Source organism: Pleurocapsa sp. PCC 7319 (genome assembly GCF_000332195.1).
Lineage (GTDB): Bacteria > Cyanobacteriota > Cyanobacteriia > Cyanobacteriales > Xenococcaceae > Waterburya.
Window position 1 is genome coordinate 2815424 of sequence record NZ_KB235922.1, and the last position, 16320, is coordinate 2831743.

Here is a 16320-nt window from a genome sequence, read left to right on the forward strand (position 1 = left end):
AAGGTTATGTTGTAACAAGTATTTGATAATTTTTTTATCGATATATTTGTTGATGAATATTGCTTGGCAGGAAGTTAAAGAGAAATTCAAACAGATTTGGGGTTATGAAGATTTTCGATCGCCTCAAGGAGAAATAATTCATACCCTCTTAACAGGTAAAGATGCTGTGATTATTTTGCCGACGGGTGGAGGAAAGTCGATTTGCTTTCAATTACCGGCATTATTACAACAGGGTTTGACTATCGTGGTTTCTCCTTTAGTAGCCTTAATGGAAAATCAGGTTAATCAATTAAAAAAGCTTGGTTTACCAGGAACATTATTGCACAGCGAATTATCTCGAAACGAAAAGCAGGCGAATTTAAGGGGAATAGCAGAACAGCAATTTAGATTACTCTACTTATCTCCCGAAACTTTACTCAGTAAACCAATCTGGGAACTCATCTCTCAACCTCAAATAAAAATTACGGGCTTAGTTTTAGATGAGGTTCATTGTCTAACTCAGTGGGGAACTACTTTTCGTCCTGCTTATCGTCGTTTGGGCGCAGTACGTCGCAGTTTATTACAACATAAACCCCCTGGTACTAAAATTGCGATCGCCGCCTTTACTGCTACTGCCGATCCCCAAACCCAAAAGGCGATCGCTCAAGTTTTAGAATTAAAGGAACCAAAAACTTTTCTAGTTAGTCCTTACCGCTCTAATCTGAGTTTAAATATCCAAACAGTTTGGACTCCCAGAGGCAGAAAACAGTTGACATTAAAGTTTATTCAAGCGAGAGCCAATCAATCCGGATTAGTCTATGTGCGTTCGCGTCAAGATAGCCAAACTTTAGCAGCATGGTTTCAATCTTTAAATTACTCCGTTGCTCCTTACCATGCAGGATTAGTTACTAGCCAAAGAAGAAAGATTGAACAAGATTGGATTTCGGGGAAAACCCAATTTGTAGTCTGTACCTCGGCTTTTGGTATGGGAATCGACAAACCAGATGTTCGCTGGGTAATTCACTATCACGCACCAGAATTACTTACGGAATATATTCAAGAAGTGGGCAGAGGTGGTAGGGATAATCAACCCGCAACAGCTTTAACCCTGATTAGTGAACTGACAGGATGGTTAAATCCAGAAGATAAACAACGCAGTCAATTTTTTAACCGTAAGTTAGAGCAACAATATCGCCAAGCACAGCAAATCGCCAAGCAGCTACCAAATCAAGGAGCGATCACCATAATCAAAGAACAATTTCCCCAAGGAGAAATTACTCTAGGAATTTTGCACAGTTTAGGCTTGGTATCCTGGCAAGATCCTTTCCACTATCGAAAACGCTCGTCTTCAATCGCTTTAAATCATTTAGCTGCCAGACAAAAACGTCATCAGCAACAGATGCAACAGTATCTTAAAACGAGGGAGTGTCGCTGGCAATATTTGCTACAGGCTTTTGGTTTTAGTCGAGAAGCACAGAGATTAAAATGCGATCGTTGTGATAATTGTCGTCAATACTGTAATTAAACTCTTTTGGAAATCGCCAAAAAAAGCCCCCAGGTACCAAACTGGGGGATATATGTAACAGATAATATCTGTTGCATAGCTCTATCTCTTCTCCAAGATGCTCTAAGATTTCTTTAATGATGATGATCGCGATCACAACCTGGTGTGAGTTCGATCAACTATTTATTAGTTTTTAATTGCTAGCTAGAACAAACTATTGAGGAAACTAATACACAGCCCATAAAGTAGAAATTGGCTTGCCACAATAGTTAAAATCCCTGACGTAACAAAAAAGTAGCCGTAATTCCAGTTGATTTGAAAATCTTTAATTAATAAACTGCTCGCTAATATCATAACGATGGGAAAAATAATACTAGCAACTAAGCTCAATAAGGGTATATTCGCGGCGATTAGTTGCACTATGCCAAGAATTATAGCTACCAGATAAATAGTCTGAGTACGATTGACTTTTATGCCCAAATTAAGCCTTGAGCCGATCGCAATACCAATAGCGGCAAAAATAGTGTATAAGCCCAAATTAATGGGATTAGTATAAATACCAAAAGCAAGATTCGACCTGGAGACAGCTGATTTTTGATAATGTTTTGTCGGCCATTTTTGAGGAATAAGATCCGCTGTCAGTAGTTCGGGCGATCGCTCTTTTTGACCAACAGTGTAAACACAGCCAACACGTATATTCTCTGGTTGATTAACGCGTTTCTGTTGCGCTTGCACAACATAAATATGGGCAAAAACTTGTTCGCCGTGGCTGGATATTACGGGAGTTTGTCGAGGATCAATATTGCCAGATATACCAGCCTTGACGTTAGCATATCTTTGACAACCATAGTTAGCTGCTATTGTTGTTGCTTCAGTCATGGGAAAAATACTGGGAGATGATTGTTTGATCATTTTGGCTCCAGCTAAATTAACGGCTAAACGGCAGTAGTTTTGTGAACCAATAGTGTTAATACAGAGAGCAGGAATTTGTGGCGAAGTAAGTTTGATGTCTGAGTTGTTGGTATAAATTCCCAGCATAATCAAAACTACTGTAGCCATTGTCCAGGCAAAAGGTAGTACGATTTTTTGGGCAATAGGAGGTAGTTTAAATTTTTTTAAGGTAAAACTACCTAATTGAGTATCATTAGACCCAGTTGCTTGAGAATTAGATTTAGCAGGGGTAAAACTATACTCAGTATTACTGCGCTTGTTTTTTTTGGTGGCAGCGATCGCTGTATTTTTGGCTACTATTGCTTTAAATTCTGCTATGGTTGCCGAACTATCAAAACAATAGCGACTCAGCCAAATAGATACCTGACGCTTTTCATCATCATTTAAATCCGTGATTTGTGTAAACCACTTTTGCACTCCGATAGCAAAATTGGCAATATCAGTAGTTTTGGCGAGTTTGAAATAGTCATCTAAAGCAGGTAAGATTTTTTGTTTATTATTATCGGATAAATGGTGAAAAAACTTGACCAAGCGCATTATTTCCTTGTCTGGAGCGATTATTTCGCAGGTAAGTAATTTTTTATTGCTGACAAAACAATATTGAGCTAGGCTGTTGCGATCAGATTGGGAATTATTAGTTGGTACAGTCTCAGTCTCTGTGTTTCTAGCTGTAAATGTATCAATATCTTCTTCCTTGAAAGGTTTACTGTGAAACATACCCGTGGAATGAAGTAAACCTGTATCGCCACTGCTATCATCTTCTAAAATATCCTGAGAGTCTTGCTCGTTTTGGGAACTGGCAATGGTATCAATATTCTCTGAATTAATATCTGTGGTTAATTCCACAAAAGTCTGCCAATCTGGTTCAATTGTTCCTAACTTCCGGCTATGTAACCAGATACCTTCGAGAGAATCAAAAGATAAGCTGGCGATCGCCTGAGCAATAATATTAGTTAAAAATGAATAGTCTGGCTGTTGCTCAAGTTTGCGGTTGATATAAATATGTAGTTGAGAATCTTTAATAATGACTTGAAATCGAAAATTCTTGTTTCCACAAGCACTTTTTAAAGCTTTAATAATTAACTCTTGATCCATATTTAGGCAACCAGAAATTAAAAGGCATTGTGACTATAATTCCCAAATATGGTGGTTAAACGATAAAAGTTTAATCTTCAAAAATATCTAATTGTTCGATCGCCTGTCCTGGAGCTTGTTGAACTTTCTTGGGCTGGACTTGTTTAATTCCTTGCCGTAAGCCCAAGGCAATTTTACTGTGTTTTTCAATTTGTCCCATGACCTGTTTGGCTCTGGAAATAACGGAGGAGGGTAAACCCGCTAGTCTTCCCGCCTCAATACCATAGGATTTATCGGCTCCTCCAGGACTAACTTGGTGGAGAAAGATAATTTTGTCAGACATTTCTTTGACCGTTACTTGATAATTAGCCACATTGGTCAAAATCGAAGCCAGCTCATTTAACTCGTGATAGTGGGTGGCAAAGATAGTTCTGGCTTGTATTTCGGTTGCTAAGTATTCTGCTACTGCCCAAGCAATGGAGAGTCCATCAAAAGTGGCTGTACCTCTGCCTATTTCGTCTAAGAGAATTAAGGATTTAGGGGTTGCATGATTCAGGATATTAGCGGTTTCGTTCATTTCCACCATAAAAGTAGATTGTCCCGTGGCTAAGTCATCTACCGCACCAACTCGGGTAAAAATGCGATCGCAGACCGCTAATTTAGCTTCCGTAGCCGGGATAAAACTGCCGATTTGGGCAATTAATTGAATCAAACCGACTTGCCGTAAATAACAACTTTTGCCACTGGCATTGGGTCCGGTCAAAATAATTAAATCTGGATTTACCTCACCCTTTTCTAAAGGATCTCCAGCACCCATTTGAGCCGAATTAGGGACAAAAAAGCCTTCTCCCAAGGATTGCTCGACAACAGGATGTCTACCTTCAATAATATTAATTTCTCGTCCCTTAACCATGGTCGGACAGCAATAATTCTGATAGACAGCAACTTCCGCCAAACCCGCCAAAACATCGATCGCCGCAACGGCTTTAGAAATACTACGGATTTCTCGGGCTTTTTCCGCTACTGTGGCTCTTAATTCCGTAAAAATATCGTATTCGAGGTTATTGAGGTCATCCTTAGCAGTTAAAATTCTCGTCTCCCGTTCTTTTAATTCTGAGGTGATATATCTTTCTTCGTTGGTCAAAGTTTGTTTGCGCTGATAGTTATCAGGAGCCTGAGCGGCTTTGGAGCGGGGCATACTAATGTAATAACCAAAGGTTTTGTTATAGCCTACTTTGATGTTAGCGATGCCGATTCTTTCTCTTTCAGTTACTTCCAGGTTAGTGAGCCATTTTTTATCGTCTTCTAGCCGCTGACGAATTTCATCTAATCGGGAATCAACTCCATCTTTAATTATCCCCCCTTCTTTAAGCTGCTGAGGTGGAGATTCTACTAGGCGTTCTACAACGTATAATCCTAACTGTTCTAACTCTGGGGGAACATGATGTAACGCTTTGAGATAAGGAGCAGAACCATAAGAGGCGATCGCTGATAAATCGCTTAATTTTACCAGGGACTCAGATAAAGCTAATAAATCCCGCGCATTAGCTGTCCCTGAACTCACTCTGCCCGATAATCTTTCGATGTCATATATTTTACGCAACATAGAGCGTAAATCTTGACGCAGAGAGGTGTTAGCTACCAGTTCTTGAATTGTGTCTTGACGAGCAGCAATTCCTTTAATATCAATTAATGGTTGCAACATCCAACGCCGTAACGCTCTTCCTCCCATCGCCGTACTAGTACGATCCAATGCCCACAATAAAGAACCATGAAAAGTACCATCTCGAATCGTCTGGGTAATCTCCAAGTTGCGACGAGTCTGATGATCGAGAACCAAATAGTCTGCCAAACTATAGGTGCGTAGAGGCTGTAATGATACTTGATAGGCTTTTTGCGTATCCTCGACGTATTCTAATAAACCTCCCGCAGCTCTTACCCCTAAAGGTATTTGAGCACAACCCATTCCTTCGAGAGAACTAACCTGAAAGGTATCTTTGAGTCTTTGGCTAGCTTCGACTAAAGTAAATGGCTGTTGCGCTCGCAAAGAATAACAAAAATTATCGGGTAGATGATCGGCTAAATACTCAGACTTCTCCCCCGGACGCAGTAAACCATTAACGTCAGGAGCATTAGCGGGAATTAGTATTTCGGAAGGCTGTAAACGCAGCAATTCCATGGTTAGGGAATTTAAGTCATTTGACTGGGTGGTGAAAAATTCCCCCGTCGAAATATCTGCATAGGCTAAACCCCAATGCTCTCCAGCAACTACAATGGCAGCCAGAAAATTATTACAACGGGCTTGCAACATCCCGTCGTCAGTTAAAGTACCGGGGGTAAGTAACTTTTGAATTTCCCTGCGTACCATTCGCCTTTCTGCCGTAGCAATCTTGGCATCTTCCACCTGATCGCAAATTGCCACTGCAAAACCTTTTTCCACCAGCATTGTGCTGTAACGTTCTAAAGCATGGTGGGGAACTCCTGTCATGGCAATACGCCCAATTTCTTTTCCCCCTTCCTTACTGGTTTGAACTAATTCAAGCTCCCGGGAAATAGTAACAGCATCCTGAAAAAAACATTCAAAAAAGTCTCCCACTCGATAGAGCAATAGTGCATTGGGGTATTGTTCTTTCACCTCAACGTAGTGATGATACATGGGCGAAAGCTTAGCTCTATCTATTGTGCGGTAATCGGTAACGATAGTTTTTTCGGATTTACTATGCTTCTCAGAGGACATGAATTAAGAGTCAATTAGGAACTTTATTACTTATGACTTTATCGCACTCAATTAGTTTATTTCGCTGTAATCTCGATCTGTTTGAAGATTTTCAAGTAAACATTATTAAATAATTTTGACATATTAGTCAAAAATACTGATAAAAACTGTTTTCTAAAATATCGATTACAATTGCGATTAATAGCATGATAATAATGAGCTATGAGCAAAATTATTAATAATCACAACTCAAGATTTCGCTGGACAATTTTGAGAAAAATTGGTGGTTTATCTAGTATTCTAATATTAATTGTTTGGGGCATAATTATTTATTCAATTATTGCTCTAAAACATATAAGAGATGATTTACAAGAAATTGCCAAACTAGATGTACCACTTACCGATGTATACAACAAAATAGAATCTAATCAACTAGAATTGCAGATTGCAATGAATGAACTATTATGGCTAAATAAAAATATTAATAATCTTTCTACTAAAAAAAATATCGAAATCAAACAAAAGTTAAAATCAACTAAAGGACATATAGACAAACAAATAAATCAAGGGACAGGACTATTATTAAGTCACCGAGAAGACCATCCAGAATTCAAAGCTAAATTTCAAAAAATCAACAGTGCTTTAATAACAGTACAAAAAGAGAGTCATACTTTGCATTCTATTATATTAGAAATAACGAATGCTATCGATGCTAATAATTATCCTGAGGCTGATATTATTGAAGAGATGATCGCAAAAAATGCCAAATTTGATAGTGAAGTAATCAATTTAGTCAAAGCGGTCAAAGAATTCACCTCCAGAAGATTGGAAGTCGTAGAAAAACACGAGCATACTTTTTTGATGATCAATATTTTCTTAGGGATTATTGCTTTACTTTTGAGTATATTCTTGAGCTTGATTATTAATGGTAATATTCAGAATAATATTTTTCGCCTTTCCCAAAAAATGTCAGAGGTTAGAAAAGCTATCACTGAAAAAAATCTTTTTATTCCTGCTTCAAACAGAACCTTTTCATCAGATGAAATAGGAGATTTGGAATTAGAAATATATAAGACAATAAAAATATTTTCCAAAGAAATCCATCAACGTGAACGTCTTTCTCATTATCTCAAAAAAATCGCTACAACAGACCAATTAACTGGAGCATTTAATCGCTTTAAATGGGAAGAAATGCTGCGGTTTGAAATACTTAGAGTTGATAGAAATAAATATAGTTTATCAGTTTTAGTTTTTGATATTGATTTTTTTAAAAAAGTTAATGATACCTATGGTCATGATGTGGGAGATTTCGTATTAATTGAAGTTGTAAAAATAGTCAAACAACAAATTAGAGTTACTGATTCGATATATCGTCTAGGTGGAGAAGAATTTGCGATCCTTGCTCCCTATACGAGTAGTGAGGACGCTTTGACCTTAGCTGAAAGAATTAGAAAGTCTATTGAAAGTCATATTTTTGAGTATGTGACTCAAGTTACAATCAGCATAGGAGTAACTCAATTTAAAGTAACTGATAACCCCAAACAATTCCTTAAAAGAGCAGATTTAGCCCTATATAAATCCAAAGAACGAGGTAGAAATCAGGTTAATATTCTTTTTGATAGCTAATAGTGAGACAGTTGCGTTGGAAGAGTTACCCGCATAAGCCCTCTACTTTGCCAAACTGGATTCTATGGCTTGCAAAATGACAAGGAACTATTCAGGGGTTTGTTCGACAGACCATAAAGCTCAGCCATTAAGATAATCTGATTGAGGTTCGACTGCGCTAACTGGTTTAGTTTGATAGCAACTGGAAATAGTTTTAAGGGTGATACTTGGAATTTGCTCTAGTGTTGTGAGAGATTTTTGCAGGATATCTAAAGAGTTACCCTGATTGCTGCCTAAAATGATCGCGCACTCTACCATAATTAATTTATCGGAGTATAAACAACAGCCATATCACTATCTCGATTACGCATAACAATTCTTTCCTCGTTGTGCAATTGATTGAGCAATTCGCGAGCCTCTTTACCAGGCATATTTAACAGATTAGCTACTTCACCCACCGTAACCATTTGTTTGTACTGAATTAGATTAACTATTCTTTTTCGTTTATCTCGTTCAGATTTTTCTCGCATATTAATTCCGACAACAACAGTGGGAACTCCTAAAATTGTTGGCATAGCGATCGCCGACAGAAGTTATATGAAATTACATCGATGTGTAGTTTGAGTCACCTTCTACGCAGTAACTATTCTGATGTATGAAGTTTCAATCAAATCCCAAGGAGAGGGGAAAAATTTGGTTTGAGTCAAGTCAATTTAAGATTCTGATTGAATACATTCATGGATTAGATTCTTGATTTGCTCGACATCGTCGTGAATCATCTGATGAGAAGGATGATGCCCCGTTACTAAGTTTTGACTGGCGATCTTCACCCACCAAGAGCGAGGATAATGACCATAAACGGAGTGCGTTAGAGCTAGTAAGGAGCATGGAGGCCAGGAAGGTCCAGAGCCAGGAGCCGATGACCCCGCTGACTGCAAACCACAGGCTTCTATGGCAGTAATCTTCAGATCGGTTGTCATCCAGCAAGCATGGACAAAAATGGCATAATCAACTTTTGCTAACTTCGAGGATAGTTCTGGCGTGAGTTGTTCTACCGTGCAAACTTCAACGTTTGGCAACTCTAACCCTTGAAGTAAAGTAGTTATTTCACAGTCAATAGTATCGTCGCCATAAGTTGGATTGCCATAAACAATGACAAGCAAGGAGGATTGCTTCTCAGGTGGGTATACAGCATCAGGTTGAGATACGGCTGAAGGAGTGCTCATGAGGATAATTATCTTTAGGTTTGAGCTTCTTTTATTTTATGGAGCGAATTTCAATTTAATATCAGATCTTAACTTTATTTATTTAGCCAAATATAAGATTTTTCATCAATCATCATCGATTTTCATGACAATATAGCTTGATGTGTTAAAGGCTCTTAATAATTATATTGACGATAGAGTTAGGAAGCTTATTGAAGAAATGATTTAAAGAAATTGGAATTTAAGTGGATTCAGGTAAATTTTGAAATGGCGATAGACGAACTAAGAGATCGATTTTGTCAGGAACTGACAGTAATATGTTGAACTAAAACCTGCTACGCCCCATTTTTTTACCTATACCCAAAATCGCCTCAATTAATAGCAGAGTAAGTTAAAAAATGATTTAACATTGTGTGTGTGAATTCTCCTTCAAAATCATTTCGTAGCGTAAGCGTAGAAACTAATTTAGTTTTAGTAGGGGATGGAGCTTTCAAAGGGCGTAATGCAATTATGCCCATAGTCCTTCATGAATCGAAACGGGCGACATCAATAGATAACCACTAATTAAAGCCAAAACCTTGAATAATGTCTAGTAGCAATCCACAAATCATAAATTCTGACTGCATTGTTATCGGTGGTAATATTACAGGATTAATTATCGCTACTATTTTGCAGCGTAGGGGAATTAAGGTAACACTATTAGATCAGTGTAGAGACATCGGTGGACGTTTAGCTACTCGTCGCATTAGCCAGGAAAAGTCGATTGAAGGGGTATTTGATTCTGGCATTCAATATCTCAGTGTCAAAAATCCTCAATTTCAGGTTTGGGTAGATGATTGGCTAAAGCATAAGGTGATTAAAGAATGGTGTCAGGGTTTTGGAGAAGTAGATGGAAAACCTCGCTACTGTGGTATCAATGGTATGAGTGAAATTGCCAAGTATTTGGCGAAAAATTTGGATGTTCATACCAGCACTAAAATCATTGAGTTTAGCTACGAAAAGAAATGGCTGATAGGAACCCAGAGCGAGCGACAATATCAAGGAGATATGCTAGCGATGACTTCTCCCATACCCGAATCTCTGTCTTTACTAGATGCTTCTTTTATACCTCTACCTTTGGAGATTAGATTCTCTTTAGAACAAATTGAATACGATAGCTGCATTGTTGTTTTAGCTCTGTTAGAAAAACCTAGTAATATTCCTGCGCCAGGAGGGATAAGTTTAGAAGATGATTCTTTAGTTTGGTTGGCGGATAATCATCAAAAAGGAATTTCTCCTGACGGTTATGCGATAACTCTTCTTGCCACTCCTAAGTTTAGTGATTACTATTGGGATAGTGATGATGTCGAAATTGTCTATAAATTAGTTACCGCAGCAGCCGATTACTTAGATTCCCCCGTAATTAAATATCAGGTGCATCGCTGGCGTTATAGCTCGCCTAAGACTTTTTATAATGAATCTTGTTTGGGGTTATTAGAATTGCCTTTGGTAATGGCAGGAGATGCCTTTGTTGACCCCACATTAGAAGGATCAGTAATGTCAGGCATGGCTGCTGGAGAATTAATCTGTCAAAGGTTTAGAGTTTATTGACGCTCCCGTCGCTAAAGCGATGAATTCTTGTATCACCCCAAATTAACTAGATGAGGTCGCGTCTTTCGAGGAAACCTCGAAAGTTTAAGACGACCGTGAGAACAACAAATGTAGAAAACACATCCCCCTCTAAGAAAGGTATTATATTTCCCGTACATCAGCAACTTTACCTTTAATTGCTGCGGCTACTACCATTGCAGGACTCATCAAGAGAGTTCTACCAGTGGATGAACCCTGGCGACCTTTGAAATTACGGTTAGAAGAGGAAGCACTAATCTGATCTCCTTCGAGCTTATCAGGATTCATTGCCAGACACATGGAACAGCCTGGTTCACGCCATTCAAATCCAGCTTGTTCAAAGATTTTATTTAAGCCTTCGGCTTCGGCTTCTTGCTTGACTCTTTCTGAACCCGGAACCACAAAAGCTTTAACTCCCGATGCTACATGATTTCCCTGAGCTACCTTGGCTGCTTCACGCAGGTCACTGATCCTACCATTGGTACAGCTACCAATAAAACAGACATCTATTTTCGTTCCTTTAATGGGCTTGCCGGGAGTTAGTTTCATGTAGCGATAGGCTTCTTTGGCGATCGCGCGCTCGTCTTGAGGTAAGTCATCAGCAAGAGGAATTGGATCGCTAATCCCCAATCCCTGTCCTGGAGTAATCCCCCAAGTTACTGTAGGTTCGATTTCAGCAGCATCAAACCTTACCACATCATCATATACAGCATTATCATCACTACGTATACTTTGCCACCACTTAACTGCTTGGTTCCAAGCTTCTCCTTGGGGTGCAAAATCTCGATCTTTGAGGTAAGAAAATGTAGTTTCATCGGGGTTGATATAACCACAGCGCGCTCCACCTTCTATTGACATATTGCAAACGGTCATTCGTTCTTCCATGCTCATAGCCTCAAAGGTAGTACCAGCAAATTCGTAGGCATAACCCACCCCACCTTTGACACCAAGCTGACGAATAATATGAAGAATTACATCTTTAGCAAAAACACCGTGAGATAGTTGACCATTAATTTCAATTTTGCGGACTTTAAGTTTAGTCAGAGCAAGGGTTTGGGAAGCAAGAACATCCCTAACTTGAGAAGTGCCAACTCCAAAAGCGATCGCCCCAAATGCACCATGAGTCGAGGTGTGGGAATCACCGCAGGCAACAGTCATCCCAGGTTGAGTTAAACCCTGCTCAGGAGCTATAACATGCACTATGCCTTGTTTACCAGAGCCAACATTATAAAACCTAATGCCATAATCTTTGGTATTTTGTTCCAAAGCTTGCATCATTTCTTCTGCTAAGACATCCACAAAAGGGCGAGCTTGATTTTCAGTGGGAACAATGTGATCGACTGTAGCCACTGTTCTCTCGGGAAATAAGACTTGAAGATTCCTTGATCGCAGCATGGCAAAAGCCTGAGGACTGGTTACTTCATGAATTAAATGTAGACCAATAAATAGTTGAGTTTGACCGGAGGGTAATGTGCCCACGGTATGTAAATCCCAAACTTTATCAAACAATGTTCCCTGACTCATATAACCAATTGCTGCTGATGAACTTTATAGATATCCGTAATTTATTTTACATTTTTTATATTAAGTGCAACCTAAAGTTGTCTATGCTTAATATTCTTAATGTGTAAATAGTTGAGGATATTAGGGGCATTCTAAAATCGTACCAACTAATTCACAGTTTAATATCAAGTTTTTTAATTGACAAAATGTCCTATCAAGATGAAAAAGTTCCTAGTATGCTGCTTTATGCCTGTTATCAAATACCTTTTGAGCAAGCAGATACTTTAATTGACAATTGGTTGAGAGAAAATCCCCAAAAGTCGAGCTTAAACCTATACAATTTGATTAGTAAGGGAAAAATTATAGTTAAAAATGGATTTCTTTACGAAATCCCTCCATTATCTTTAAAAGAAGCTCAATCACTAGCTCTTGAACTACAGGCAGATAATGGAGTGGAAATTAAAAATCGTTGGTATAATCTGAAACTTTATCGACAATGCTTTATTGGTTCGGAATTGGTAGATTGGCTTACAAAAACTAAAGGGATTACCACCGAAGAAGCGATCGCTTTAGGTCAAAATTTATTTGAATATCAGTTAATTAAACACGTTCATGAAGATCATGACTTCAAAAATGAGTTTTTATTCTATCGTTTTTGCTAGATCTGAATTTAGCTTGAGTATTTTAATTTAAGACCCTTATTGAAATTAAAAGCAGTACTCGAAGTAGGAGTACTGCCATTTTAAAAGTCTAAATTAGCTAACAAGATGAGTTTAACCTAGGCCAAAGTTGCCATTTTCACATCGTTATTAGCCAAAATATCTTGTAATTCATCGGCTTCAACAGTTTCTTTTTCGATTAACATTTCTGCTAAACGGTCAAGAATATTACGATTGTCTAGTAAGACTTTCTTAGCACGACTGTAGGCTTGATCTACATAGTTACGAACTTCTTCATCGATCGCTGCTGCGGTTTCGTTAGAAAAATCCCGATCAGAAGCGATATCACGACCCATAAAGACATTTCCATTTTGACGGCCTAAAGCTACGGGACCCAAGCGATCGCTCATGCCAAAGCGAGTTACCATCTGACGAGCTACTCTAGTAACCTGTTGCAGGTCGTTGGAAGCCCCAGTAGTCACTTCTTCTTCACCATAGATAATTTCTTCTGCCAAACGACCACCTAAAGCGACTGCCATTTGGTTTTGTAGATAAGAACGAGAATATAAACCAGACTCCATACGATCTTCGCTTGGGGTAAACCAAGTTAAACCACCAGCACGTCCACGAGGAATAATACTAATTTTTTGTACAGGGTCATAGTCTGGCATTAATGCTCCAACTAGAGCGTGACCCGCTTCATGATAAGCAACAAGCTCTTTGCGTTTTTCGCTCATGACACGGTTTTTCTTCTCTGGTCCAGCCATCACGCGATCAATCGCGTCATTAACTTCATCCATTGAGATTTCAGTTAAACTGCGACGAGCAGCCAAAATCGCGGCTTCGTTAAGCAAGTTAGCTAAGTCGGCACCAGTAAACCCGGGAGTACGACGAGCAACTTTATTTAGATCTACATCTTTGGAAAGAGTCTTACCTCTAGCATGTACATTGAGAATTTCCTGGCGACCTGCATAGTCAGGACGATCAACGACTACTTGACGATCAAAACGACCGGGACGCATTAAGGCTGAGTCTAAAACGTCGGGACGGTTAGTGGCAGCAATCATGATGATCCCCGTATTCCCCTCAAAACCATCCATTTCAGTAAGTAGCTGGTTAAGAGTTTGTTCTCGCTCATCGTTACCACCGCCTAAACCAGCGCCACGTTGACGACCTACGGCATCAATCTCATCAATGAAGACAATACAAGGTGCATTTGCCTTAGCTTGTTCAAACAAGTCTCGGACACGGGAAGCACCCACACCAACAAACATTTCAACAAATTCTGAACCTGAAATGCTAAAGAAAGGTACTCCAGCCTCACCAGCAACAGCTCTGGCTAAGAGAGTTTTTCCTGTCCCAGGAGGACCAACAAGTAGAACGCCTTTAGGAATTTTAGCCCCAATTGCTGTAAAGCGATCGGCGTTTTTGAGGAAGTCTACCACCTCAGTAAGTTCAAGCTTGGCTTGTTCAATACCAGCGACATCGCCAAAGGTTACTTGAGTTTTCGGCTCCATTTGGACTCTGGCCTTAGATTTACCAAAGTTCATGGCTTGGGAACCAGGACCACTTTGTGCTCTTCTGAGAAGAAAGAACAATCCAACTAACAGCAAAATTGGGAATAAAAGGCTACTCAAGGCTCTAAACCAGAAACCTTCATCATTCTGAGGCAAAATGGCAATATCGACACCATTATCGCTCAGGATATCAATCAACTGCGGGTCATTAGGGAGATTAACTAAAATAGGTGTACCTTCACGGTCGATGACCTGCGCTTTAGTGCGATCGGCACTAATTTTGACAGTTTCTATTTTATTACTCTGAACTTCGTCGATCAACTTGCTATATGCCCAAGTTTGACGCGCTTGAGGTTGTTTATCTAAAAAGGCAGTACCTAAAGCAACTACCACTATGGCCAACAAGACATATAGCCCAGCGTTGCGCCATTTTTTGTTATTATCTTTACTCACTCTGAAAGTCTCCCTTAGCTGAAGATCAAGAATCTTATTAAGTAATCGTTATGTTTATTTTAGCGAGCGTTAACCTGTCATTCTTAAAAGATTCAACGGGCTAGAAGAAGATTTGTGATTATTTGCGGATGTTTTCTCAGTCTGGCTGAGTTTGCTCTAAACAAATAATATCTTCTTGCATTTCACCATTAACTCTAAAATGACGGTTGTTTTAGAAAACTAATATCTATCACTCTATGTAACTTAGTCGTTGTTAACTTATGTTAACGTTTCTCAGGAAATATTTACCAACAAATTGCTTAAAAATTCAGAAAAAAAATTTGCTAATCTTTTGTTTGGCACTAAAACCCGATTCATTAAAGTACTCTCTTCTAAACTTTCCTCTAATAATAATTTTAAATTTTACAAGAAGAGGGCAATCGCTTAAGCTACTGTTATTCAACAAAGGTAGCCTAGAGACGAATTACCCTCCAGATAATTTCCGATTTTTTGTCTACAAACGAAACGCTAACTATCGAGCTTCAAGGGAAACATTGAAAACGACAAATTAAGGCTCGGTTAGGAGCGAACTAAACTCCAACCTCGTGTACACTTTATTTTTCCTTGGATTACCGTATTTAGATATTGCAACCTGATACCGTACTTAGCTCCTAATTCTTTGGCTGTACAATATTCGGATAGATTTCTTTTTTCATTCTTCCAGTTATAGCTGTGTTGATATAGATAGCTATCATTTTTCGGGACAGACGTTTTCACTGTCGTTGGTGGAGTCAGTTCTAGTGACGAATGCTCAATCAAGATGACTTGAGCAGATAAGTTACCAATTTCTGGGTTAGAAGCAGCCAAGTTCAATCGTTTCTTGCCATCCTTTACTTTCAACTCCTTCATTCCAAATCGACTTTTGACACCATCATTAGTAAAAATTATGGGAGCAGTAACACCAAACTGTAACAGGCTTGACGCTAATTCAGGGTTGCTATAGTTTTCGGTTGGAACTAAAAGGGCTAAATCTTTTAATTTGGCTTGATAGGTAATATTTTTCATGGTTAGCATATCTCTGTGACGATAGGTCGTGTAGGCATGTCAGCAAGTTTCTCAGTCAGTGGGCTTTAGCTTACTTAGCTGGTAGACTTGAATATACTTCGACTATAGAGATGTAGTTACTATTCAGAGGGAGCTTGAAATAAGGTTCCTGACAGGATTCACTTGAGTAAGCATCATTTGGCTGGGAGCAAAAATAATTTTTCGACCAAGACGATGATTTGAATATACGACTGTCTACTAGGGTCTAGATTTATATTCCTGGTTAACAAAAATTGCAGTCCAAAAACCTTATCACTTATGAACTATTCTCAATAAACAGTATATTAACTAGGTTATTTTATTCATCTCAGCAATTTTACTCATCCGTAATTTCACTGATCTTTGACCAATTTAATAAAATTTACTAATCCCTTGGCTAGAATTTATCAACGAATTTGACTACAGTATAATTACTTAGTTATCTTGAGTTAATATTTATCATTTAGTTTAAAAGACTTCAAGT

The 16320-nt window shown here is 38.7% G+C and carries 12 protein-coding genes; 4 read left to right on the forward strand and 8 right to left on the reverse strand.

Translation table 11 applies throughout. From position 1 onward, the window contains the following. The first annotated feature begins 52 nt into the window (after nucleotides 1-52). Nucleotides 53-1504 carry an ATP-dependent DNA helicase RecQ gene (locus tag PLEUR7319_RS0116720; RefSeq protein WP_019506367.1) on the forward strand — a complete coding sequence of 484 codons (1452 nt, stop codon included), beginning with the start codon at nucleotides 53-55 and terminating at the stop codon, nucleotides 1502-1504. Between the two features lie 183 nt (nucleotides 1505-1687). Here PLEUR7319_RS0116720 and PLEUR7319_RS0116725 read toward each other — a convergent pair whose 3' ends face one another. Continuing rightward, on the reverse strand, nucleotides 1688-3529 hold the full coding sequence (locus tag PLEUR7319_RS0116725; RefSeq protein WP_019506368.1) for a hypothetical protein: 1842 nt from the start codon (nucleotides 3527-3529) through the stop codon (nucleotides 1688-1690). Between the two features lie 70 nt (nucleotides 3530-3599). Continuing rightward, complete coding sequence (mutS, locus tag PLEUR7319_RS0116730) at nucleotides 3600-6245, reverse strand: DNA mismatch repair protein MutS (RefSeq protein ID WP_026102581.1); 2646 nt, start codon at nucleotides 6243-6245, stop codon at nucleotides 3600-3602. Between the two features lie 201 nt (nucleotides 6246-6446). On the opposite strand from mutS, the gene PLEUR7319_RS38275 reads away from it, so the two are divergent. After that, nucleotides 6447-7850 (forward strand): GGDEF domain-containing protein, encoded by a 1404-nt coding sequence (locus PLEUR7319_RS38275; RefSeq protein WP_019506370.1) that lies wholly within the window; start codon nucleotides 6447-6449, stop codon nucleotides 7848-7850. 120 nt (nucleotides 7851-7970) lie between these two features. Here PLEUR7319_RS38275 and PLEUR7319_RS39490 read toward each other — a convergent pair whose 3' ends face one another. The 3 genes from PLEUR7319_RS39490 to PLEUR7319_RS35755 form a co-directional block, all read right to left on the reverse strand. After that, nucleotides 7971-8147, reverse strand: coding sequence for a 2-amino-4-hydroxy-6-hydroxymethyldihydropteridine diphosphokinase (locus PLEUR7319_RS39490; RefSeq protein ID WP_019506371.1), 177 nt, complete (start codon nucleotides 8145-8147; stop codon nucleotides 7971-7973). A 2-nt stretch (nucleotides 8148-8149) separates the two neighbouring features. Beyond that, nucleotides 8150-8404: a DUF742 domain-containing protein gene (locus PLEUR7319_RS0116745; RefSeq protein WP_019506372.1), complete on the reverse strand. Its 255-nt coding sequence runs from the start codon at nucleotides 8402-8404 to the stop codon at nucleotides 8150-8152. A 138-nt stretch (nucleotides 8405-8542) separates the two neighbouring features. Further along, nucleotides 8543-9055: a hypothetical protein gene (locus PLEUR7319_RS35755; protein ID WP_019506373.1), complete on the reverse strand. Its 513-nt coding sequence runs from the start codon at nucleotides 9053-9055 to the stop codon at nucleotides 8543-8545. A 564-nt stretch (nucleotides 9056-9619) separates the two neighbouring features. Here PLEUR7319_RS35755 and PLEUR7319_RS0116755 point away from each other — a divergent pair. After that, a complete protein-coding gene (locus PLEUR7319_RS0116755; protein WP_019506374.1) occupies nucleotides 9620-10624 on the forward strand; it encodes an NAD(P)/FAD-dependent oxidoreductase in 1005 nt (334 codons plus the stop codon). Nucleotides 10625-10765: 141 nt separating this feature from the next. Here the strand turns inward: PLEUR7319_RS0116755 and leuC are convergent, their stop codons facing one another. Continuing rightward, complete coding sequence (leuC, locus tag PLEUR7319_RS0116760; RefSeq protein ID WP_019506375.1) at nucleotides 10766-12166, reverse strand: 3-isopropylmalate dehydratase large subunit; 1401 nt, start codon at nucleotides 12164-12166, stop codon at nucleotides 10766-10768. 185 nt (nucleotides 12167-12351) lie between these two features. On the opposite strand from leuC, the gene PLEUR7319_RS38280 reads away from it, so the two are divergent. Further along, complete coding sequence (locus tag PLEUR7319_RS38280) at nucleotides 12352-12807, forward strand: DEP domain-containing protein (RefSeq protein ID WP_019506376.1); 456 nt, start codon at nucleotides 12352-12354, stop codon at nucleotides 12805-12807. A gap of 116 nt (nucleotides 12808-12923) precedes the next feature. Here PLEUR7319_RS38280 and ftsH3 read toward each other — a convergent pair whose 3' ends face one another. Then, the gene (ftsH3, locus tag PLEUR7319_RS0116770; protein WP_019506377.1) at nucleotides 12924-14774 is read right to left on the reverse strand and encodes an ATP-dependent zinc metalloprotease FtsH3; all 1851 of its coding nucleotides are present in this window, start codon (nucleotides 14772-14774) and stop codon (nucleotides 12924-12926) included. Between the two features lie 558 nt (nucleotides 14775-15332). Beyond that, nucleotides 15333-15818 carry a hypothetical protein gene (locus PLEUR7319_RS0116775; RefSeq protein ID WP_019506378.1) on the reverse strand — a complete coding sequence of 162 codons (486 nt, stop codon included), beginning with the start codon at nucleotides 15816-15818 and terminating at the stop codon, nucleotides 15333-15335. Nucleotides 15819-16320: the final 502 nt, after the last annotated feature.

Excerpts from the sequence above, each read along its gene's own strand:
- PLEUR7319_RS0116720 (WP_019506367.1), top strand. The coding sequence starts at position 53 with ATGAATATTGCTTGGCAGGAAGTTAAAGAGAAATTCAAACAGATTTGG.
- PLEUR7319_RS0116725 (WP_019506368.1), bottom strand. The coding sequence starts at position 3,529 with ATGGATCAAGAGTTAATTATTAAAGCTTTAAAAAGTGCTTGTGGAAAC.
- mutS (WP_026102581.1), bottom strand. The coding sequence starts at position 6,245 with ATGTCCTCTGAGAAGCATAGTAAATCCGAAAAAACTATCGTTACCGAT.
- PLEUR7319_RS38275 (WP_019506370.1), top strand. The coding sequence starts at position 6,447 with ATGAGCAAAATTATTAATAATCACAACTCAAGATTTCGCTGGACAATT.
- PLEUR7319_RS39490 (WP_019506371.1), bottom strand. The coding sequence starts at position 8,147 with ATGGTAGAGTGCGCGATCATTTTAGGCAGCAATCAGGGTAACTCTTTA.
- PLEUR7319_RS0116745 (WP_019506372.1), bottom strand. The coding sequence starts at position 8,404 with ATGCCAACAATTTTAGGAGTTCCCACTGTTGTTGTCGGAATTAATATG.
- PLEUR7319_RS35755 (WP_019506373.1), bottom strand. The coding sequence starts at position 9,055 with ATGAGCACTCCTTCAGCCGTATCTCAACCTGATGCTGTATACCCACCT.
- PLEUR7319_RS0116755 (WP_019506374.1), top strand. The coding sequence starts at position 9,620 with ATGTCTAGTAGCAATCCACAAATCATAAATTCTGACTGCATTGTTATC.
- leuC (WP_019506375.1), bottom strand. The coding sequence starts at position 12,166 with ATGAGTCAGGGAACATTGTTTGATAAAGTTTGGGATTTACATACCGTG.
- PLEUR7319_RS38280 (WP_019506376.1), top strand. The coding sequence starts at position 12,352 with ATGTCCTATCAAGATGAAAAAGTTCCTAGTATGCTGCTTTATGCCTGT.
- PLEUR7319_RS0116775 (WP_019506378.1), bottom strand. The coding sequence starts at position 15,818 with ATGAAAAATATTACCTATCAAGCCAAATTAAAAGATTTAGCCCTTTTA.